This is a genomic window from Tolypothrix campylonemoides VB511288_2, assembly GCF_045999855.1.
GTDB lineage: Bacteria > Cyanobacteriota > Cyanobacteriia > Cyanobacteriales > Nostocaceae > Scytonema > Scytonema bouteillei_A.
Genome location: NZ_JBFPMW010000003.1, coordinates 37,250 through 58,416, shown reverse-complemented (window position 1 = coordinate 58,416; position 21,167 = coordinate 37,250). Strand labels below are relative to the sequence as shown.

At 39.9% G+C, this 21,167-nt stretch carries 15 protein-coding genes; 6 read left to right on the top strand and 9 right to left on the bottom strand.

Annotated elements, in window-relative coordinates; genetic code table 11:
* Positions 1 to 173: 173 nt before the first annotated feature.
* From AB0756_RS09185 to AB0756_RS09165, 5 genes are all read right to left on the bottom strand, one after another.
* Entirely contained in the window at positions 174 to 2,621 is a 2,448-nt protein-coding gene (locus AB0756_RS09185; protein WP_038075501.1) for a DUF4347 domain-containing protein, read from the bottom strand.
* A gap of 580 nt (positions 2,622 to 3,201) precedes the next feature.
* On the bottom strand, positions 3,202 to 6,399 hold the full coding sequence (locus tag AB0756_RS09180; RefSeq protein WP_038075658.1) for a GAF domain-containing protein: 3,198 nt from the start codon (positions 6,397 to 6,399) through the stop codon (positions 3,202 to 3,204).
* Positions 6,400 to 6,984: 585 nt separating this feature from the next.
* Positions 6,985 to 7,362 carry a response regulator gene (locus AB0756_RS09175; protein ID WP_038075498.1) on the bottom strand — a complete coding sequence of 126 codons (378 nt, stop codon included), beginning with the start codon at positions 7,360 to 7,362 and terminating at the stop codon, positions 6,985 to 6,987.
* Between the two features lie 11 nt (positions 7,363 to 7,373).
* Positions 7,374 to 9,353, bottom strand: coding sequence for a PAS domain-containing protein (locus tag AB0756_RS09170; protein ID WP_167844618.1), 1,980 nt, complete (start codon positions 9,351 to 9,353; stop codon positions 7,374 to 7,376).
* 7 nt (positions 9,354 to 9,360) lie between these two features.
* Entirely contained in the window at positions 9,361 to 11,688 is a 2,328-nt protein-coding gene (locus AB0756_RS09165; protein WP_237265827.1) for a response regulator, read from the bottom strand.
* A gap of 511 nt (positions 11,689 to 12,199) precedes the next feature.
* On the opposite strand from AB0756_RS09165, the gene AB0756_RS09160 reads away from it, so the two are divergent.
* Both AB0756_RS09160 and AB0756_RS09155 read left to right on the top strand, forming a co-directional pair.
* Positions 12,200 to 13,246 carry a VOC family protein gene (locus AB0756_RS09160; protein WP_408019931.1) on the top strand — a complete coding sequence of 349 codons (1,047 nt, stop codon included), beginning with the start codon at positions 12,200 to 12,202 and terminating at the stop codon, positions 13,244 to 13,246.
* Positions 13,247 to 13,300: 54 nt separating this feature from the next.
* Positions 13,301 to 13,906: a YdcF family protein gene (locus tag AB0756_RS09155; protein WP_038075496.1), complete on the top strand. Its 606-nt coding sequence runs from the start codon at positions 13,301 to 13,303 to the stop codon at positions 13,904 to 13,906.
* 25 nt (positions 13,907 to 13,931) lie between these two features.
* Here the strand turns inward: AB0756_RS09155 and AB0756_RS09150 are convergent, their stop codons facing one another.
* Together AB0756_RS09150 and AB0756_RS09145 are read right to left on the bottom strand one after the other, a co-directional pair.
* On the bottom strand, positions 13,932 to 14,744 hold the full coding sequence (locus AB0756_RS09150) for a DUF1838 domain-containing protein (protein WP_038075494.1): 813 nt from the start codon (positions 14,742 to 14,744) through the stop codon (positions 13,932 to 13,934).
* Positions 14,745 to 14,780: 36 nt separating this feature from the next.
* The gene (locus tag AB0756_RS09145) at positions 14,781 to 15,914 is read right to left on the bottom strand and encodes an acyltransferase family protein (protein WP_038075490.1); all 1,134 of its coding nucleotides are present in this window, start codon (positions 15,912 to 15,914) and stop codon (positions 14,781 to 14,783) included.
* A 217-nt stretch (positions 15,915 to 16,131) separates the two neighbouring features.
* Between AB0756_RS09145 and AB0756_RS09140 the strand changes: the two genes are divergently transcribed.
* Positions 16,132 to 16,590: a peroxiredoxin gene (locus AB0756_RS09140; protein WP_038075488.1), complete on the top strand. Its 459-nt coding sequence runs from the start codon at positions 16,132 to 16,134 to the stop codon at positions 16,588 to 16,590.
* A 52-nt stretch (positions 16,591 to 16,642) separates the two neighbouring features.
* Here the strand turns inward: AB0756_RS09140 and hpf are convergent, their stop codons facing one another.
* Positions 16,643 to 17,296: a ribosome hibernation-promoting factor, HPF/YfiA family gene (gene hpf / locus AB0756_RS09135; protein WP_038075648.1), complete on the bottom strand. Its 654-nt coding sequence runs from the start codon at positions 17,294 to 17,296 to the stop codon at positions 16,643 to 16,645.
* Positions 17,297 to 17,885: 589 nt separating this feature from the next.
* On the opposite strand from hpf, the gene lipB reads away from it, so the two are divergent.
* The 3 genes from lipB (at position 17,886) to AB0756_RS09120 (ending at position 20,474) form a co-directional block, all read left to right on the top strand.
* The gene (gene lipB, locus AB0756_RS09130; RefSeq protein ID WP_202048583.1) at positions 17,886 to 18,497 is read left to right on the top strand and encodes a lipoyl(octanoyl) transferase LipB; all 612 of its coding nucleotides are present in this window, start codon (positions 17,886 to 17,888) and stop codon (positions 18,495 to 18,497) included.
* Positions 18,498 to 18,725: 228 nt separating this feature from the next.
* The gene (locus AB0756_RS09125; protein WP_167844574.1) at positions 18,726 to 18,947 is read left to right on the top strand and encodes a hypothetical protein; all 222 of its coding nucleotides are present in this window, start codon (positions 18,726 to 18,728) and stop codon (positions 18,945 to 18,947) included.
* 138 nt (positions 18,948 to 19,085) lie between these two features.
* Positions 19,086 to 20,474 carry an MATE family efflux transporter gene (locus tag AB0756_RS09120; protein WP_038075482.1) on the top strand — a complete coding sequence of 463 codons (1,389 nt, stop codon included), beginning with the start codon at positions 19,086 to 19,088 and terminating at the stop codon, positions 20,472 to 20,474.
* Here AB0756_RS09120 and AB0756_RS09115 read toward each other — a convergent pair.
* Entirely contained in the window at positions 20,471 to 21,067 is a 597-nt protein-coding gene (locus AB0756_RS09115; RefSeq protein ID WP_038075479.1) for a hypothetical protein, read from the bottom strand. The two genes, AB0756_RS09120 and AB0756_RS09115, sit on opposite strands and share 4 nt — an antisense overlap.
* Positions 21,068 to 21,167: the final 100 nt, after the last annotated feature.

Below are 21,167 nucleotides of genomic sequence, written 5' to 3'. Positions count from 1 at the left end.
CAGCTTTTCAAGATTTATATGATGCTGTCAATCATAGCCCAACTTAACTGAACCCGATCTTCGGAAGATTTAACGAAGATTTAACATATATTATTAGGCGGGGTTCAATCGCTTGCTCCAAGCGTAGCTTATTAACAACTCGCTCGTATTGGTATAACAAATTATACATTATCTTAAACATCGACTGTTAGGTTCTGAAAGCGACTTGATGTTAGGGTTGAGGCTTGAACTCCAGTTAAAATGGCCAGTATTTTCTGACTGCTACTTTCAAAAATAAACGTATTGTTCAGGATTTGAGTTATAGATAGCTGAGAGTATGTTAAACCGCCTATCAAACCAATGGTGTCATACTCTTGAAAATCATTAATGGTATCAATACCCCCGTTAGAAGACACAACAAAGACATCATTGCCTTGTCCTCCTGTCAGGTAATCGTTACCTTCTCCTCCCCATAAAAAGTCACTTCCATCATTACCCCAAATCATATCATTGCCAGCATCGCCGTATAGCTTGTCGTCTCCTTCACCACCAAAAATGCGATCGGCACCATTTCCACCTCTAATAGTATCGTTGTTCTCACCGAGAATATCTACTATAGGTGTGATTTCGTCACCAAATACAGTATCTTCACCTTCACCAGCATCAATTGTGTCAGAACCCAATTTGCCGATAACTATATCATTACTCGACAATCCAAATATCTCATCGCTGCCATTAGTTCCTATTAAGGTATCTGGACTTGCATCATTAGCCGCAATTGTGAGAGTCGTTGTGTTGATTGTGCCAGCAACTGCTCCTTGAATAGTGCCAAAGTTAAACACTATTGTTTCATCATTCTCTGGTAAGTTATCAGCTTTGATGGTAATACTTAGTTGTTGTGTTAATCCCGTACCTGTGACTCCAGGATTGAAACTGAGGGTTGTGGGAGCAAAGAAATAATCGCTCCCTGATGTGGCGGTGCTCGTTAAACTAATGGTTATAGGAACAGTTACAGTTGTGGATGGAAGGCTATCTAGGGTAACGGGAATGGTCACTGTAGTATCGCTATTACCTTCTACTTTGTTATATTGAGCTGCACCAAAACTCACTTTAGGAGGATAGGGGTTAACTTCAAATGCACCAATGTCAACTGTACCGTCAATAATTCGCGGATTCCCTCGTTGATCTAGTGTTAGTGCATTTGTATTATCACCTTTATTAATAGCCGGACTCCCTGGAAGTAGAGCATGAGTTGGGGTAAAACCACCATTATCCGCTAGAGGTGCAAGCAGAGGATTTGTATTTTGTAAATCACCCGTGGATGTAAAACCTGCGTCTGTACCGCTTTCTATGTTATGTCCAAAGGATATAATCTTGCCATCTCCTGGTGAAGCGAAATTCTGTTCGCCGTCATCATTTTTATTTCCCGCTAAGATGGAATTCTTGATATTTACGGTCAAAGTGATGAGATCGATACCACCCCCACCAGCATTTGAAAAGTTGTTGTAAATAGTGGTGTTGGAGATGTTGACAGTACCAGTGGCTATAACATCCCCGATCGCACCTCCACCAAACTTAGCGGTATTACCACTGATAGTACTGTTAGCAATGCTAAAGCCAGTAGCTGCACCAATACCTCCACCCACAATTTGGGCAGTATTCCCGTTAATAGTGCTGTTAGTTACAGTTAATGTACCTTTGTTGTAGATACCGCCCCCTGTTTGAGTTGCTTGATTGCCACTGATGATGCTATTTGCGATCGCTAATGTGCCTTCGTTATAGATACCACCACCAAATTCGCTACTTCCATTAGTAAGAGTCAACCCTTCAATATTGACTGTTTGACCGTTCTTAATGGTGAAGATACTGTAATTTCCACCTGAGTTGCGGCGAATTGTTAAATTTTTCGCTCCTGTAAAGTTAATAATATTGACGCTATCAGTCAAGTTGGGGAGCGCTGAAGCTAAGTTAACAACCGAAGCTGTAGGTAAACTAAACAAAATATCCTGAGTTCCAGGAGTGCTGTTGGAATTGAGAATAGCTTGTCGTAAAGAACCGACACCACTGTCATTCGTGTTAGTGACAACAAACTGACTGAGCACTTCACCATACGCTTCCATGGCTTGAGATGAAAAGGCTAGTGATGCTTCAATCAACCCAGTCGCAACTTCTAAATTCCAATCACCTCCCAAAGTGGAGTTTCCCGTTAAATCATCTGATGCGGTAACATCGGTACCTGTTAACTGGCTGAGTTGTTGTATAAAAGTTTTTCCCTCATCCCCAAAAGCCACATCGCAACCATAAACTACAAGATCGGTACCATCGCTTAAAGCCTTTTTCCAATGCTGCAAATCTTTTTCATAAGATTTTAGAGTCTTGCTGTTGAGTAGCGTGGAACCCAGTTGCAACCCACCTTTTATACCGTGAGAAACTAAATGAATTGATTTAATGAGACCGCCTTGCTGAAGAAAGGAATTTGTTTCCAAGAACTCACCGATCTGTGTAACCCCATCTTTGGTGAAGTCTAGAATAACGACTTGATGATCTGGTTTAACACTAGCAATTAAGCTTTGACTGTTAAGAACGGTCGGATCTATAAACACAAGATTTAATTCTTGAATGTGATAGCTCTGTTGTGTCATGATTGCGTTTTTGTAATAAAACAATATATTATTTATTTTTTTGCGATCTATCACAATTTATGATGCGTACCAGTTAATAGCTAGCGTGTCGATACTGAAAAAGCATCAAGATTAGACGAAGTTTGACTTCGCCCTCAACTTCCATACGTGCAAGAGGAGTAGTAAATCGTCGATCTTCTACCTTTGCAAGAGGTTAAAAAACTTTATTAAAGAATGTTAATTTTTCAAAGAATAACTATAAGAATACTTACTTCCTCACAACTTCCTCACAATTATCGCCTAACTTTTAAATTAGAGCGGGAAATTGTTGCAATTTATACTCGCTTATCAACTGTGAAGAAAAAGGTTGGTAATGAGGATGCTGCAAGTGAAAAAGCCTTTTTGGTATGAAATAACAGACAATATTTATTCTGGCGATCGAGGTTCTGGTAGAAAATCTATGTTCACTCTAAAAAAAGAGTAGTTCTACGCTTGTTATTTACAAAAACAAGAGATAAAAACTGAGGCGCAAAGCCTGAAAGACAAGCTTTGTGACAATTGCGCCTTGGGATGAGACCAGGTCAATAATTTCTCAGTTTTGCTAACTTATCTTAAAAGTACGAACGCTAGCTTGTAACTGCTGGGAAATTTCTACTGTCTTTTGTAAAGATGAAGAAACTTGACGAGAGGAATTGCTAGTCATTTCGGAGACTTTAGCAATCTCTTGCATCAAATCCGAGACCTCGTTAGAAGTTTGTACCTGAGAAACTGTAGCCGTAGATATGGAAGATACCAATCGATCGATTTGGCGACAGACATCTAAAATATGGTTCAAACTTTGTTTGGTGTTTTGAACCAGACGAGTCCCTTCAACAACCTGTGTTGTTCCTAACTCCATAGCTCTGACAACTTGATTGGTTTCACGCTGGATATTAGCTACGATTTCTTCTATTTCGGAAGTCGCAGCACTACTTTGCGCCGCTAATACAGCAACTTCTTCAGCAATGACAGCAAAACCCTGAGCATCTTCCCCTGCACGGTTTGCTTCAATACCAGTGTTAATAGCTAGCAAGTTGGTTTGCATAGCTATTTGGTTGATTAATCCCACTACGCGAGAGATTTGTTGTGAAGACTCACCCAGTCTTTTAACTTTTTTGGCAGTTTCTCCTACAGTTTCTCGCAAGGACATAATATTTTCTACTGTCAAATCCATTGCTGTACCGCTAGTTTCAGCAGCATGATAGGCGGTTCGAGCAACTTCTGCAGCTTGTTTGGCGCTTTTTGATACGGCTGTAATAGAGAACCTCATTTGGTCAATAGCATCTAGGGTATGACCAATTTCTTGGGTTTGTTTGAGGGATTGCGTTGCTAATTGATTCATAGCTCCGGAGTTGTCTGCGATCGCAGCATTCACTTCAGTAGCAGCCACTTTCACTTGAATGACAATTTCTCGCAAGTTCTCCAATATAGAGTTAAAAAAGTCAGCGACAGTACCAATTTCTCCAGAGGTAACGTCAGCACGTACAGTCAAATCGCCTCCAGACGCAGCTTCTACATCGTCTATAAGTTTTAGCAATTGTAGTTGCAGCTTTTCTTTTTGTTGGCGTTGTTCTATAGAAACTTGTTCTGCTGCCAAACGGCCTTTTTCTGCTTGCTCTAAAAGATTGGTTCTCTCTAAGGCTAAACCCACGATTCTTGCAAATTGCTCAAACAAATCTACTTCAGATTGCTGCCACAAACGCGGTTGAGAACATTGATGGGCAATTAGCAAACCCAACAATTTGTCACCCAGTAAAATTGGGGCTACTAAATTGGCTTTCACCTCAAATGCTTCAAGTTGCTGAATGTAACATTTAGAGAGATCTGCTTGATAAATATTACTAATTGCCACAACACGACCTTGTCGGTACTTTTCGACATAATCTTTCAAACAAGGGTCGTGAATTTCTGCCCCAAAAGAGCAAGACCAAGTACCAGCTATTGATTCTGCAATAACGCTTCCTTGAAAATTTTCATTTATTTTGTAGATAATAGTTCGATCTACTTTTAAAGCTTTTCGGATATTTTGAACGGCAAAATTATATGTTTCTTGTGAGTTATGAGTTTTAGAGAGGTGAATGGCAAGGTCTTTTAATGTTTGTGTCACCTCTAACAAACTCACTCGTTCTAAAGTCAATCCAACTTGAATTGCCAACTGCCTTAAAAAATTTACTTCATAGGCTTGCCACACGTGAGGTTCTTTACAGTGATGGGCAATTAAAAATCCAAAAAGTTGATTATCTTTGATAATTGGCGTGACTAGATTCGCTTTAACCTGCAATCTATTTAATAACTTGAGATGTTCTGGAGAGAAGCCAGCTTCCCAAACATTATGAGTAGCCAATACGCGACCTTTTCTGTAAGCTTCTATAATTTCTCTATCGATACAGCCATCTTCAATTGTCTCTTGCAAAGCAATAGGAAAACCGAAATCAACTGATTCAGCTATAACTTTTCCACTGCATTCAGCATTAAATTGATAAATCACAACTCTGTCTGCTTTGAGAGCAATCCTTGCCTCTTTAACTGTTAAGTTGAATAATTCCTCAGAATCTAATGCCTGACGAATTGAAAGCAAAGTATTTGTCAGTGTTTTCAACCGTTCGGCTTCTGCAGTTTGTTCTTGTAGTAGGTGTTGCAATTGCTCTGCCATTTGATTAATGTTAGAACCCAAGATGGCAAGTTCATCTTCACCTTCTACAAGAATTCTTGTCTCAAGGTTGCCCTGTCCTAATTTCTTGACAGCTGTAGTTGCTGTTAGAATAGGGTATATGAGACGGTTAGCAAAAATTGCTGAAATTCCACCCACAATTAATGCTGTTACTAAGGTTCCAATCTGTAAGACTAGTAATAAATCTCTTTGTGCAGCTAGCGCTATTTCTGTATTTGCACTTAAAACTAGTTTCCATTTCAAATCTGGCAACCTTTCTACTTTTTGCCAAGGAACATAACTTATAAGTTCTTTAACATTCTTTTCTTTGTTAAAGACTAGTGCTGTTGTTACTTGTTCCCTAGAAGAAACTTGCTCCCAGTTAGGAATTCTGTCTCCTGCATTTTTTCCTAAATCAATTCCCTCACTGCACAAGAAAATTGTACCAGAACTATCTATTAAATTATAATCATCTTGACTGATTTGGGATTTAAATACAACAGCTTCTAAAGATTTTAGAGGTATAATGGCTCGGATAACATAAAGAATTTCACCTGTATTATTTTTGATAGGTAACGCTAGATAAATTTTTGCTGCTCCTGGATTTTTTAGGTCTAAAGACTGGCTAATATAAGGCGATCGCGTTTTGAAGGTAGTTTGAAAATATTCTTCATTTTTTTGGTTGGGAATGAATTGCCCTTTTGAGGCTGCAATCGCATTTCCATTAATATCCAATATAGCAATACTTTCATAACTTTTTTCAATGTCTAAATAGTCATTTAGCTTAATTTCTATCTGGTTGCGGTTAATTCCTTCGTTAAATTGACCATTTGACAGAGGTATGAGCTTGGAGATAATTTGAAGATCTTCATAACGTCCCAGCATAAATGTATTGACGCTATCTGCTAGCAACCTAGCTTTATCTTGCTTGTTATCGGATACCTCTCTTGTTGTTGATTGGTTGACCATTTGGTAGGTCAGCATTCCCACAACGAACACTGGCAAAGTACCGATCGCAAAAGCAAAAGCAATTGCTTTTGTTCGCAAACTTGTACGCTGAAACCAATTTATCAAATGGTTTGGGTGCAAATACCTCCTGTTGGTCTGCATATTATTCTTTTCCTCTGAAGATCCGACCAATTTCGGCTTTTGTTCCTCAAGATTCTTTGCTGTAATATTTTTGTGAGAATCAACCATCTTAACCATGTAGCAATCCTTAAAAGTAATATGACTGGATGAGGAAAAATCGAGATTGTTACTGGTAGATGCTACTTGTTAATGACTGTAAAGATATTGCTAAATCTACAATTTTTTGAAGAAGTCGAGGGTTTGACTAACTTTTTGGCTATAAGGTAGGTGCGTTTAAAGTTGTCATATAGAATTATCTTTATCTAGAAGGTATAGTTACTAAATACCTGGGTGATAGTTCTTGGGGTTCATAGTGTCATTGGTCAATAAATCTATATTTGAGCTTTCCCCACCTGTCTCAAATGGAACCTTGAGGCGGTGTTATTTATGTTTTTTGTAAAGAAATTGCGATCGACAGATAAGCGTTGATTGTGAACAAAAACGATCTTAATTGGTTCGGGCAAATCTCTTCACTTAAGAAAATACAGAACGATTGTTCTGCATCAATTTAAAGATACACAAAGAATATGAGGGAATTCTGAGGGTGGAACTTTAATAACAGGTGTTCTAAATCCACTTAAGTATGTTACCGATCTCCGATGACAGCTTTAAAGGGTCAAATGGTTTAGCAATAACTCCTGCAACCCCTAACTTGGTAAATCTCTCTATGTCAACCTTCTGAGCTTTAGCAGTCAGCAAGATAATGGGAATTGTTTGAGTCGCTCGAAGACTTTGTAATTTTTCAAAAAGTGCCAATCCGTCTATATCTGGCATCATCACGTCTAGTAGGATAGCATCAGGCTGTTGGGTTTCAGCTTTTCTCAATCCCTCCACACCAGATAGAGCTGTCAGAACTTGCCAGCCTCCTATCTTTTCCAAGCTAGCTGCAATTACAGTACACAGGTTTTTTTCGTCATCAATAATTAAAATCTGTTTCGCTGACATAGAATATTACCTTAATTCTGGGAAAGTTTAGGAACAGTGAAATAAAAAACGCTACCTTTTCCTAAAACACTTTCTGCCCAAATTTTACCACCGTGTTGCTGTATGATACCGCGACAAATAGCTAAGCCCAAACCTGTTCCACCCTTTTGGCGTGAGTCACTAGCATCAACTTGTTGAAAGCGTCCAAAAATGGCTTCTAGCTTATCTAGGGGAATACCCCTCCCCCAATCTTGAACTTTAAACAAAACGCAATCGGGTAAGTCTTCAGCACTCAAAATAACCTGACTGTTTGGAGGGGAAAATTTAATTGCATTACTAACTAAATTGATCAAAGTTTGAAGAATTTGGTCTGGATCGGCCCATATTTCTATAGAAGTAGGTAAGCTAGAAAGCGTAATGTTGTTTTCTACTGCTAAAGATTGCAAGGTTTCTACAGACTGTTGCATAAGTGCGCCAGCGTCACACTGCTGTTTGACTAAAATAACTTTGTTAGATTCCAGGCGTTCTAAATCTAGTATGTCATTAACTAACCTAACTAAGCGTTCTGTATCGCTAGTGGCAATGGCTAGCATTTGTTGGGCAATTTCTGGTTGGTTGTTGAAAACTCCAGCCGCAAGAAGCCCTAAAGAACCGCGAATGGATGCAAGAGGAGTACGAAGCTCGTGGCTGACAATTGAGATAAACTCATTTTTTATTTTTTCAATTGCCCGAGCTTCTGTAATATCTTCTACTGTACCAACATGACCTATAAGTTCGCCTAACTCCGAAATTATTGGAACGGACTTCATGTGGCAAAATCGTATCGTTCCATCTCGATGAAGAGCGCGAAACTTACAGGAAAATTCCCGCGACCCCGCTATTGTTTTCTTCCACTCAGCGATGATATCTATGTCTTCAGGATGAATAAACTCTATCCAGCCATGACCCAAACCCTCCTCTAATGTAAAACCGCCAATTGCCTGACAGCAAGGGTTGGAGTAAATATTTTTTCCTTGTGGATCGGTTTTGAAAATACCTACAGGTGCAAACTCGCAGAGAGAACGAAATAAATTTTCACTACGCCGTAAGGCAATTTCTACGCGTTGGCGTTCGTCAAGTTCTGCTTGTAGTTGTTGATAGAGTTGTTGTAAAGTTGCTTGAGAAGTTTCTAGCTCGTAAGTTCTTTGTTGAACTCGCATATCTAATTCTTCATTCAGTTGCTGAAGGCTGACTTTTGCTTGTTTGAGATCGCTAATATCCTGTGCAATCCCCACCAAGTACTGAATTTTGCCAAACTCATCCTTAATTGTGTACCCCCGATCTCGAATCCAACGTATCCTTCCATTAGGAAGGACGATCCGATACTCTCGATCCATGTCTCCTTCAAAAATTTTGTTATAAAAAACCGCTCTTATAGACTCGCGTTCTTCAGGATGAATGCTCTCTACCCATTCTTGATGATTGGTATACAAGCTTTCGCTCTGGCGTTCCCAAATTTTTTCGTATGCGGGACTAACATATAAGACTTGCGAATGTGTTGCATTTGCAATCCAAAAAACATCTTCAATATTTTCTGCAAAGTAATGAAACCTCTCCTCACTTTCTTTCAAAGCAAGTTCTGCTAGCTTTCGCTCGGTAATCTCCATAACGGTTCCCAACATTCGCACTGCTTGAGCTTTATCGTTATAGAGACATTTGCCCTTTGATTCCATCCAATGAACACTACCGTCTGACCAAATTACGCGAAATTCTTCATGAAAATCATGCCCCAAACTACATGCTTGATGGGAAGCTAAAGTTAATTTTTCTAGATCGTCTGGATGAATGCAATCCATAACAGCGTTGTAAGTTCCTAGAAAAGTGCCTGGTGACAAACCAAACAGTCGTTCGTGACCGATTGACCAAATAACACGATTAGTCAGCAAATCCCAGTCCCAGAGACCCATATTAGCTGCTTCTAAAGCTAGGATAAGTTGTTGATTAATTTTCTCTAATTCCTTACAATTACACATAAGTTATTTATTTATCATTGCTTCGTTCTAAACGATTAAAAATACGGGTCATAAATTCATGTTCTATAATTGGTTTTTGGATGTAATCGTCTCCTCCCACTGCATAAAGTTGATGGACTATTTTGGCATTTGAATGTACGGAAAGAAATAATACGGGTAACCAATTCCAACGGTTATCATTACGCACTGCTTGACATAGTTCAATACCATTGAAACACGGCATTTCAATATCCAAAATAAGTAGATCGGGACTTGTCGCTTCTAATATTTGCCAAAATTTTTCTGGGAATTGTAGGGTAGTGACTTGCAGTTTCCAAGGCAATAGCAATGTTTTGATGCGATAAAGTATTAAGGGATCGTCGTCTACAACCATAACTTTTCCTTTGCTAACAGGAGCTTGATTCACAACTTCTGTAATTTTGGAAAGCACTTCATCGACTGGTGTCTGTTTGTCTAAAAAAGTATATGCTCCGAGGCGTGCAACTTCTACACGATAATGCAGTTGATTTAATGCGGTAAAAACGATCGCGGGAAGCTCGGGTTTCTCTTCCATAAGTTGCGCCAAAAAGTTTAAGCCATTTTCTCGCTCGGTACCGAGGGCAATATCTAGGAGAACAACATTGGGAGGACGTGAAGCAATGATACTTTTTGCCATGCTGATATTTGTTGCTACCTCAACCTGCAAGTTGTGAGTGACTGCTTCTTGTTTAATACGTTCGGTGAGGACAGTATCATAGTCAACAATAAGTAATCTTGTTGATGGTAACTGACGAACCAGAGGTGCGCTCGGGATATATGGCTTTTGCTGTAAGGTTTCTTTTAGCCATATTGTTAATTTTTCAAATCTATTTAATAATAATGCTGTATGTTGTCTCCAATTTGCTAAAGTTTGCAATAAAAACTCCGCTTCTCGAGCAGCTTTAGAACCCATTGGTAAACCGTAATTTCCAAAAGAGCTTGCTAGCTCGTGAGCTTCAGCCTGTGCTTGTTGCAGTAATTGATTATCTGGTATGCCAACAGATAAATGCTTGAGTACTTTCTCAAACAATTGCAATCGTTCTGCTAAACCTAGTTGTAAATCTTCCTGTGTTTCCGATATCTTAGTTAAGGCTTCTACTCTAACGTCTTGAGTTTTTGCTGAAGGAAGATGGTGGGCTCTTATGACCGTTTTGATTTGATTTTGCTGTATGGCGGTATTATTAGTGGCAAAAATCGTTTTAACGAGAGAGCTATTCTTACCTTCTTCATCATCCAAACGCTCTTGTAAGATTTTTTTTAACTTGATTGTTAATTTTTCCAATCGATTTAAGAGTAATGCTGCATTTTCCTTCCAAGTTATAAGTGTTTGTAATAGAAATTCGAGTTCTCCAGCTACTTTTGAACCTAAAGGCAAACCGTAACTTCCCAACGAACCAGTCAAACGATGAGCTTCTGCTTGTGCTTGTTGAAGCAAGTGAATGTCTGAATTTCCAGTTGATAAATTGTTCAGTGCTAGTTCAAATAAATCAAACCGTTCTCTAAGAAAACTCTCTCGAAAATCTTCCCAAGCCGTTTTCACGACTGCTAAGACTTCTGCTTCAACACTAGAGGAAGATGAGCAAGATAGGGGCGACAAGAGAGAAGAATTTTCTTCCTTATCCGCTTTTTCTATTGTTTTTCTATTTTCTTCTCTTAAACGATACCCTGCTCCATAGACTGTTTCAATTAAATCTGCTGTCATTCCTGCGGCTTTTAGTTTTTGTCGCAACCCTTTGATTTGGGTTGTAACAGCCTCTTCTCCAGGAGATTCTGAGGATGACCAAATACGATTGAGTAATTCATTCCGACTGAATATTTTGCCTGGATTGCGTAAAAAAAGCTCTAGCAAACCATATTCTTTGGGTGTGAGGTGCAAGCGCTTTTTCTCATAGGAGACTTCTTTGGTATTTACGTCCATCTGTAAATTTTCCCAAGCAAACACCGTTGGCAAAATTTCTCTTCCCCGCCGCAGTAAAGCTCGAACTCGCGCAATTAATTCTGATAATTCACAGGGTTTGACGACATATTCATCTGCTCCCGCTTCTAATCCCCTAACGCGATCGCTTGTACTGTCTTTAGCAGTTATTATCATAATAGGCACTTGAAAGCCTTCCTGTCGAAGTTGGCTGCAAACGCTAATTCCATCCAACCCAGGAAGCATCACATCCAATAAAATAAGGTCATACTCAAACGCTCTTACCAATTCAAGGGCTGTCTGACCATTTTGTACTATCTCAGTTTGGTAGTTATACCTTTCTAATGCTTTTGATAAAAACAAAGCATTGTGCTCATTATCTTCTACCAATAGAATCTTCACGAGTACCTCACGCAAGTGGAAAAACTATTTAGCTTAAAAAAACGTATTTTTGGCGAGAGTGTTTGGTTTCCATCAAGATACTCTCAACAATACGTAGAAATCTTATTAAAAAAATCGTTTTTATTTTTTATAATGAAAACGCGTGAAGCTTAACCTCCATATGAATGAGGAAGAGAAAGATTTTTTTCTGTTATAAGGATATATATACTGAAATCCAGAGGTAACTGTCTTGGACAAGGGAGTCGATCCATATTTTTGACTGCGTTAATCGTATTGTTTTGTACGTTCACCCTGGATAACTAGAGATAGCAAAGTTTTTTCTTAACAAATTGCTTAAAATTAGATCTTAGCTTGTTACTAGACACTTTTTCTAGAATAATACAAATTTTCAGCCTATTTCAACAGAATTTTTCTAAAATTTATTCAAAGCGGTCATAATACAATATATAAAATCTTGCCAGAGGGCGAAAGTCGGGTTAAAAATAACGTTGCTCAACTAGATAGAAATTTTATGTTTTCCCCTAATATAGCTCAGGATCGACAAACTACTATTCAAGGTATCTACGAAGTCTGTATTGGCATTCAAGAACCGATTTCTGCCATTCAGTATTGGGAGCAATTTGGCTATCGTGTTGGTCAACAAGGGGAATTACCAGCAGAACGGGCTTACCAACTTTATGGTGTCAACTCAAGCTTGCGCTCAGTTCGCCTGTATCATCAAAACACAGATCACGGGTTGATCCGTCTTATGATTTGGCAAAACCCCACAAATGAAGGATTGAAGATGGGGTCAATGAAAGTTAAGGGAAATCGTTGGGCTACTACCCTAACTGCTGATGTACTTAATATTTTAAATCATATAGAGGATGCAAAAGCAGCAGGTTGGCCTATTTGGTACACCTACCCTCGTTGGGAAATCATTTACAACAAAGAGAGAAAAAGCCGTCCTTTTATTGAACCTGCTATTGGTGTGCGAGAAATGCTGATGCTGCAACCTCTCATGCGGCAGGTTTTATTTGAGAGGTTTGGTTACACCGTACCAAATTATGGAGCGATTAACGAAAGTTCCGCTTTGAAAACCAGCCAATTTACCCACATGGGTCTGGTGATTCAAGACGATACTAAAGAAACTTTAAAATTTTACGATGAGGTTTTGGGTCTGCTGCGAGTACGTGATGATGTGGAGACCAGTTATGAATCTTCCTTAGCAGGACGAGAAATTTTTGACCTCCAACCAAAGGAGAAGTTTTACGTCACAGCTTTTGACGATCCCCGTTCTTCAACAACAGACTTGTCTGCTGCTCGTTCTGGTAGACTTTACATCATTCGCTTTCCCGATTCTGTTACATTAGATTCCCGGTTTGAATTTGCACAACCAGGGTCTTTGGGAATGTGTTTGTATACTTATCAAGTCAAAGGGCTCGATGCGTACTGCGATCGCATTAAAGCAAGCCCAGTACAAAAATATACAACTATAGTTGCCAATGAGTTTGAGGAAATGAGTTTTTCCTTTGTTTCGCCAGATGGATACTTTTGGACATTGTTAGAATCCTCATAAAATTGTTACAAAGGTTAAACAAAGTTATTAATTTGAAATCCGGGAATTCTCACAATGCCCAGTTATCAACCTAAAAAATACTGGCTAGCCCTGGTGTTGCTTGGTATTGCGTCTGCAACCCTATTTGTGTTTGCAACAACAGCTTTTAGTATTTACATTTATGGCAATCCCAAGGGTGCTATTAAAGCCGATGCAGCAATAGTCTTGGGAGCAGCAGTTTGGGGAGAACAACCATCTCCAGTGTTTCGCGAAAGAATTAATCACGCCATCAATCTTTATAAGAGAGGAACTGTTCGTACCATTATCTTTACTGGAGGAGTTGGTGCGGAAAAAGCACTTGCTGAAGCGATCGTTGGTAAACACTATGCGGTAGAAAGGGGAGTCAAAGAAGCCGATATTCTTATTGAAACTGAATCTCACACAACCCATCAAAACTTGAAAAATGCTCGAGAAGTCGCTTCCAAGAAGAAATTGAGAAAATTTTTGATTGTCAGTGACCCCTTGCATCTCAAACGAGCAGTGCTAATGGCGCAAGATATGGGAATGGAAGCACATCCATCCCCCACACCCACTACCCGCTATCGCAGTTTCAAAAGCCAATTTGAGTTTTTGATGCGGGAGACGTACTTTTACTTTGTCTACCTTGTGTTGAAATTTTGACCGATTACGCGTATAATGCCGATCGCTAGTCATCAGTCACTGGTAATGGAAACCTTTCTCCAGCCAGATAGGCATCAAAGTGCTTTTGAAAGTAAAGCCAAGAAGTCATATCTTCCCCATCCATAAAAGCTTTGGGCGCATTCCTATACAAAGGAACGCGTTCATCAATTTCATTTTGAAGCAACTGTGGCAATCCTCTAAAGCCATCCACTTTGCTGCCATACGCACTATAAATAAGATGACCGGGGCTAGCACCCATCTTCATCCAAGGAAGCCACTGACCAATTCTATCCCAACTTAGCCTCAGTTCGGTAACAGATGCAACTTCGGGATTTAATAAATCTACAGTTGGCACTGTTAATTTAAACAACTCCGCTGCTTGATAGGTTGTATACGGACTATAAGCTGCAAATTTAGGGGTTCCTCCTAGTGGGTTGGGGTAGACAGGAAAAATATCAAACACGAAAGTTGTACGGTCTCCCTCAACAGGTGCGGGAAACTTACCTTTGAAATGACCTTGCACTGGATTATTGGCAACATGCATGACCGAAATAGTTTCACCTGTCCAGGGATTATCCCATTTATGCAAAACTTCACCAGTTTCTGGATTAAGGTAATAAGTTAATTCGCGAGAGGTAAAATCCCAACTACCTTCTCCTGTGGGTATGCATCTACTGACACTCATACCCACCATTTTAAATAAAAGTTTTTTCTTCTCTCCTGGAATGAAGGCATAAATGTTTCCCTTCCAAGTAAGAAAGGTAGATTCATTGGGATTGAGAGATGAACGAGTTTTTACCCAGTGCTGGGCATCAAATTCTTTGATTTCAGCAACCATTTATTAACCCGCGAAAAGACGGCTAGTCCTATAATTCTACACCTTAACAAACCAGCGTTGTCGATACATAACGCAAGCAACTCCCAACCATAACAGAACAGTCACAATAGCAAACAAAAAAGAACCATTGACTGTACCTGTCCAAGAGACAAAAAGATTTTGATAAATCCACTCGTAAGTGCTTAGCGCCTTCTCTCCATCACCAATTTTGGTTTTTACTAAGATTTTAATTAACAGTATAGAAGCAACAAAGATGGAAATAGCGTTTAATCCCATCACTTCAAAAGGTCTGCTCCAACGCCGTATCCGTCGCACTTCAATCAATTCGTAACAAGCTGCAAGTAATAATAACGCCCAACCACTAGTAAAAATTACGTAGGAACTAGTCCACAGCTTTTTATTGAGAGGAAATGCTAAATCCCAAATTCCACCTACAACCAGGCAGATCAATCCAAACAGAACTAAATCCATACTGGTTTCAGAATAAATGTCTTTTTTATTTCGTATCCATTGCCCGGTAAAGTAACCGATAAGGACACTAACAACGGCAGGTATCGTGCTGAAAAGACCCTCTGGATCGCCTAAGTTATTAAAACCATCACCTTTATATAAATGTGCTGCAGGAATGATTAAACGATCTATGTAAGCGCTGAAATTCCCGTCGCGTGTTAGCACTCCAGCTCCATAACCGGGAACGGGGACGTACATCATTGTCAACCAGTAGCCAACAAGTAAAACTCCAGCTAGTATCCACTGTCCTCTACGAGGTAAATTGAGGACAGCAACAGAGGCAAGTAGGTACGATAAACTGATACGTTGCAGCACTCCCATGATACGGATAGTACTGAAATCAAATGTCCAAACCCCTTTATTCCAAAAGCCGTTCAGGAACAATCCTAAAGCGAACAAAATAGCAGCACGACGCAAAATACGCCCGTAAACAGATGCATTTGGTTTATTTTTCTCAGTGTACTTTGACAAAGAGAAAGCCATTGCCACACCAACAATAAACAAAAAGAAAGGAAAGACCAGATCTGTTGGGGTGCAACCATGCCACTGAGCGTGGAGTAACGGTGCGTAAACATTAGGTTCGGCAAGGCTTGCCATGTTGACAAGTATCATGCCAGCAATAGTGATGCCCCGAAAAACATCAAGAGACGTCAAACGCATAGACAGAATATGGCAAAAGATATTCTAAACTACTCTGCCTCCTATGACTAATCAAGACTAATTAAATAGATTGACAACAAAAAACAAAACTATGTAACGAAGTGTAAAATTACTATATTGGATTCCTAGTTGAGTTTTAACGCTAAAGCCCAACTAGAAACCAGTTATAAGTGTCTGCGCCAACTGACCGAATTCTAATTTTAAATTCCAACTACCTATGCCAATTCAAGTAGGCGACACCGCCCCCGACTTTACGTTACCTTCTCAAAACGGTACAGCCGTCAGCCTTAGAGATTTTCGTGGCAAAAAAGCTGTTGTCTTGTATTTTTATCCTAAAGATGACACGCCAGGATGCACAGCTGAATCCTGTGCTTTTCGCGACCAGTATGAAGTTTTTCAAAATGCAGGTGCAGAGGTTGTTGGCGTGAGCGGTGACTCACCCGAATCTCACCAAAAATTTGCTGCAAAATATCAACTACCCTTTACCCTCCTAAGCGATAAAGGTGACCAAACTCGCAAGTCTTACGGTGCAACCGCAGCTTTTGGTTTATTTCCAGGTCGCGTGACTTACGTCATTGACAAAGAAGGAATCGTACAATATGTTTTCGACTCCATGTTTAATTTTACTGGACATGTCGAAGAAGCACTGAAAACACTGCAAAGAATTGCAGTTTAGTGAGTAATGAGTGGTGAGTTGTTTCTACTAACCACTCACCACTCATTACTCACTACTTCTGATAAGATTTTTCAGAAATAACAACGTGGGCTGTTTTGCCGTTTTTACCGTTTGTATGACCGTTTGTATGACCGTTATTATTGCGCGGTTGGATCACTCCGAAACCACCATGATTGCGTTCGTAAACAACGTTGATCTCTCCAGTATCTGCATTACGGAACATATAAAAATCGTGACCCACTGATTGCAGTTGATCTAAAGCTTCTGCAACAGTCATAGGTGGCATAGAAAAATATTTACACCGCACTACTTCTTCTGGTAGTTCGGGAGTGCGATCGCCTATTAAATCTTTTACAACAGTTTCTTGAATCACTCCATCAATAGTCGTTTGAGCATGGGTTTTCTTTTCGTGACGTCGTTCTTTGTATTTACGCAGTTGACGAGCTATTTTATCAGCTACTAAATCTATGCTAGCGTACAAGTTCTCGCTGTTTTCCTCTGCACGGATGACATTACCATTTGCGTAAATAGTGACTTCAGCCGATTGCTTTGGACTAATTCTTGGGTTGCGAGCCACGCTTAAATGCACATCCACTTCGTTTGTGATGTTTTGAAAATGATTTACCGCCTTTTCAATCTTTTGATGCACGTAATCCCTAATCGCTTCGGTAATTTCAATATTTTTGCCGTGGATGACAAGCTTCATGTAAACTCTCCCGCTCAATGCTGTATGTAAATATTGGTTTGGATGAAAAGGAATTGCGGTAAGGTCTAACACTGTCGCCAAAACAAGTAGTACTGGTTTGACACCTACCCGATGCCAACTGAAGACGAATTTTCAGAAATTTCCTAGCTCAAAATCACCTACAACACTTCCCCGTATTTCCAACTGATTGAAAGGCAATTGGAATTGGTGCAGACATCGTAGATTGAGCTTCTTCAGTGGCTGATTGCCTTTTAAGAAAAAAACGGTTTTTACAGCTTTCTTCTATTTTATGCTGTCCATCGCTTAGGCGTCATCACCCGTGTTCATTCTTAACTATATGTTTTGGCGTGACGGTTACTACAGAGAATTCCTCCCAACACCATTGAGGTTAATATATCAAAACTAGCATCTTGTATTCTGGAAAACCAATTCCCGTGATTTTCCTTTAAAATCCTTTGCATAGCTTGACAATTTTTGCAATCTAATTGGTAATATGCAATACATTTTATTTTCCCAGTACTTGATTTTTTAGGTGAGCCGTAGTATGTTTTCGCGACAACGCCGATGTTTATTATATAACCAAGAAGTAATGCCTTACATAGAAGTACTGAGATGGCAGCGTCAACTGCAAATGGAACGCATTAACAACTTTGATTTAGATGACGTGCTGATATTACTGGAACACCCACCCGTTTATACTTTAGGGCAAGGAGCAAATCCTGAATTCCTGAAGTTCGACCCGATCGCGAGCCAATATGAAGTTCATCGAGTTGAAAGAGGTGGTGAAGTGACCTACCACTGTCCCGGACAACTGGTTGGGTATCCAATTTTAAATTTGCATTATTATTGTAAAGACCTTCACTGGTATCTGCGACAACTAGAAGAAGTAATAATAATTACATTAGAAGCCTACGGGTTGGCAGGGGAACGCAGTCCGGGATTGACTGGAGTGTGGCTTGAAGGACGAAAAGTAGCAGCGATCGGCATTAAAGTCAGCCGTTGGATTACCATGCACGGTTTTTCATTAAATGTTTGTCCCGATTTAACAGGATTTCAGCGTATTGTCCCCTGTGGTATTGCTGATAAACCTGTGGGGAGCCTAGCCCAATGGCTTCCCAATATAACTTGTTCTGAGGTGCGCTCTCAAGTGGCAAAGAATTTCGCCAATGTCTTTAATGTTGAGATGATAGATGTACAATAGATAAAACAGTCCTAAATAAAATATAAGAATAAGAGTGAAGACTGCTAATAGCTAATTGCTTTTTGACCATTAGCTATTAGCCATTAGCTATTAGCAATCCAAATTTTTGCAAATGATTTAGGATTGCTATACATTATTATATATAGATAAACAGTGCAAAAGCCCATTTTTAAACCTTTATCAAAAAAATTATTTTTGCAAAACGAAAGGATAGTTACCCAAAAATTTGTGTCTCCTAGTTCAGATACCAGTTTTCATCATGCCAATCTAGGATTACACGCCTCACCATTGATTGCTCTCAAAAAACGTGACTGGAAAGCTCTTAGAGATCTCTTTCATAGAGAAGATATTGATGAAATTGAGGCCGAGATTAATAAAACATTGCTGTTTCTCATCCCAGAACCTTGTTGGGAAGACGATCCGTTTGATTTTCTTCGCGAGTACCTTTGAAGAACGGCAGAAGGTAATTGGAAGCTTTGCTCTTGAATGTAGTATTAAGCTACAATGTAACTCCGTCTTTCCAAATCGTACTGATTATCAGTACGATTTCTAAGGAGAACGAGCGATCGTTTAATTTTCGTAGTTCCCATGAGTTACAGAGTATCAAAATCCAGGGTCATCACAGAAATTAAAGAGTGTCTGGTTCTAGCAATTCCCTTAGCTGGAGCCCAGCTATCTCAAGGAGCGACAACGTTTGTCGATACGGTTATGATGGGCAGTCTGGGAAGCCAAATTATTGCAGCAGGGGCATTGGGAGCATCTATATTTCACATATTAATGTATATCGGTTCTGGAATTGTTTCCTCAGTGAGCCCGCTTGTTGCAGAAGCCTACGGAGCCGGACGAGCAGAGCAAGTGAGTCGGGTAGTACGACAAGGTTTGTTGCTATCACTCATCTTAGCTGTTCCAACAACAATGCTCATCTGGAATGGTGGAACTTTACTGCTCCTGTTCGGACAAGAACCTAAAACTGTTGCATTAGCAGAAGAGTATTTGAAGGCGATCGCATGGGGTTATCTTCCTGGGCTGGGCTTTGCCGTGCTGAGAAGTTTTGTCTCAGCCCTATCAAAACCCCGTCCCGTGATTGCGATCGTTATATGTGGTACGTCGATCAATATTGTAGGAAACTATATTTTAATGTTTGGTAAATATGGATTTCCTGCCTTAGGTTTAGCTGGAATTGGTTATGCAAGTGCCTTTTCCTTTTGGGCAATGTTTGCTGCTTTGGCAGTGTACATCCTCAACCACCCTCAACTGCGAATCTACCATGCCTTTTCTAAAGTGCATCAATTTGAAAGCAAAGTCTTTTGGGAATTGGTGCGAGTCGGTATACCCATCGGGGTATTGGCTGGAGTGGAAGGAGGATTTTTCACTTGCGTCACTTTTTTGATGGGACAATTGGGAACAGTGACACTAGCAGCCCATCAAATTGCTTTTCAGACAGCAATTCTTACCTTTATGATTCCACTTGGACTTTCAATAGCAACAACTGTGAGAGTTGGGCAACTCGTGGGTCAAGAAAATTCTCAAGGGGCGCGACTCGCAGGATTTGTGGGTATTGGTATGGCTGCAGCATTTATGGCAGTTATGGGCATATTGTTCTGGGTAGTGCCAGAGAGAATCGTAGCGCTTTATATTGACACCACTGATTCTAAGAATGCAGCTGTTGTCAGTTTGGCAAAGCAACTTTTGGGAGTAGCAGCAATGTTCCAAATTGCAGATGGCATTCAAGTAGCTGCGGCTGGTGCGCTCCGAGGATTAAAGGACACTCGGATTCCCCTTCTGATAGGTGCTTTGGCTTATTGGGGTATTGGCTTAACTTGCGGTTACACACTTGGGTTGTTGTTGGGATTTGGTGGCGTTGGCTTGTGGTGGGGATTTGTCATTGGTCTTGCTTCAGCAGCAATCATTTTAACGTGGCGGTTTAGCACGATTGAGATACAGCAGCAAATTAAAATCGGTCAATTTATCAATTAGGAAAGAATATGTAAAAAAATACCCAACAATCGTTCTACTGGTTCAATTGGTATTTCTATTAAATCAATGAACAAAGTTTGATGTTGTAACCGCAAAAATTTCCACAATATGCCAGTTGTAACACAACCGTAAATAGCAGCCACTGGAGAATTTTCTCTCTCATTAAATATCTGTGCTGCTAACATTTCAGCACCACATTGACCTAAGCCAAGATTAATATTCTCGTTTTTGGCTTCAACTATTGTCATGACTGGTGCGCTAATATAATATTGCTCTGGACTCCGCGTAATTAAGAAATCTGGAGAACCATTTAAGCCGCGTGATGAATCGACTGTAAAGTCATTCCCAGAAAATAGTCCAATTTGAGAATTTAATTTTCGTTTGACTTCCAGCAATACCGGAGCAATAATGAGTTCCGCACGAGCTTTTTCGCTGTTAATTGCTGTGGCCAAAGGTAACGTCTCCTGCAACGTCATAGATAATAACTCAGTAGACGATACCAACTCTATGTTTGGGAACAGTCTGGTCTTTTCTTCTAACGTTAAGTTAAATTCTTCAACAAGTTGCCTGAGAGTAATTTGACTGTAAGGCATAAATTAACACTTAAGGGAGCAAAAAATAAATTATCCCATTTTGTGGGATGGAGAGCAGCACTGAGGGTTACCCCTTACCCTGGTATGTTAACTCCACTTT

Excerpts from the sequence above, each read along its gene's own strand:
- AB0756_RS09185 (WP_038075501.1), bottom strand. The coding sequence starts at position 2,621 with ATGACACAACAGAGCTATCACATTCAAGAATTAAATCTTGTGTTTATA.
- AB0756_RS09180 (WP_038075658.1), bottom strand. The coding sequence starts at position 6,399 with ATGCAGACCAACAGGAGGTATTTGCACCCAAACCATTTGATAAATTGG.
- AB0756_RS09175 (WP_038075498.1), bottom strand. The coding sequence starts at position 7,362 with ATGTCAGCGAAACAGATTTTAATTATTGATGACGAAAAAAACCTGTGT.
- AB0756_RS09170 (WP_167844618.1), bottom strand. The coding sequence starts at position 9,353 with ATGTGTAATTGTAAGGAATTAGAGAAAATTAATCAACAACTTATCCTA.
- AB0756_RS09160 (WP_408019931.1), top strand. The coding sequence starts at position 12,200 with ATGTTTTCCCCTAATATAGCTCAGGATCGACAAACTACTATTCAAGGT.
- AB0756_RS09155 (WP_038075496.1), top strand. The coding sequence starts at position 13,301 with ATGCCCAGTTATCAACCTAAAAAATACTGGCTAGCCCTGGTGTTGCTT.
- AB0756_RS09150 (WP_038075494.1), bottom strand. The coding sequence starts at position 14,744 with ATGGTTGCTGAAATCAAAGAATTTGATGCCCAGCACTGGGTAAAAACT.
- AB0756_RS09145 (WP_038075490.1), bottom strand. The coding sequence starts at position 15,914 with ATGCGTTTGACGTCTCTTGATGTTTTTCGGGGCATCACTATTGCTGGC.
- AB0756_RS09140 (WP_038075488.1), top strand. The coding sequence starts at position 16,132 with ATGCCAATTCAAGTAGGCGACACCGCCCCCGACTTTACGTTACCTTCT.
- hpf (WP_038075648.1), bottom strand. The coding sequence starts at position 17,296 with ATGAAGCTTGTCATCCACGGCAAAAATATTGAAATTACCGAAGCGATT.
- lipB (WP_202048583.1), top strand. The coding sequence starts at position 17,886 with ATGCCTTACATAGAAGTACTGAGATGGCAGCGTCAACTGCAAATGGAA.
- AB0756_RS09120 (WP_038075482.1), top strand. The coding sequence starts at position 19,086 with ATGAGTTACAGAGTATCAAAATCCAGGGTCATCACAGAAATTAAAGAG.
- AB0756_RS09115 (WP_038075479.1), bottom strand. The coding sequence starts at position 21,067 with ATGCCTTACAGTCAAATTACTCTCAGGCAACTTGTTGAAGAATTTAAC.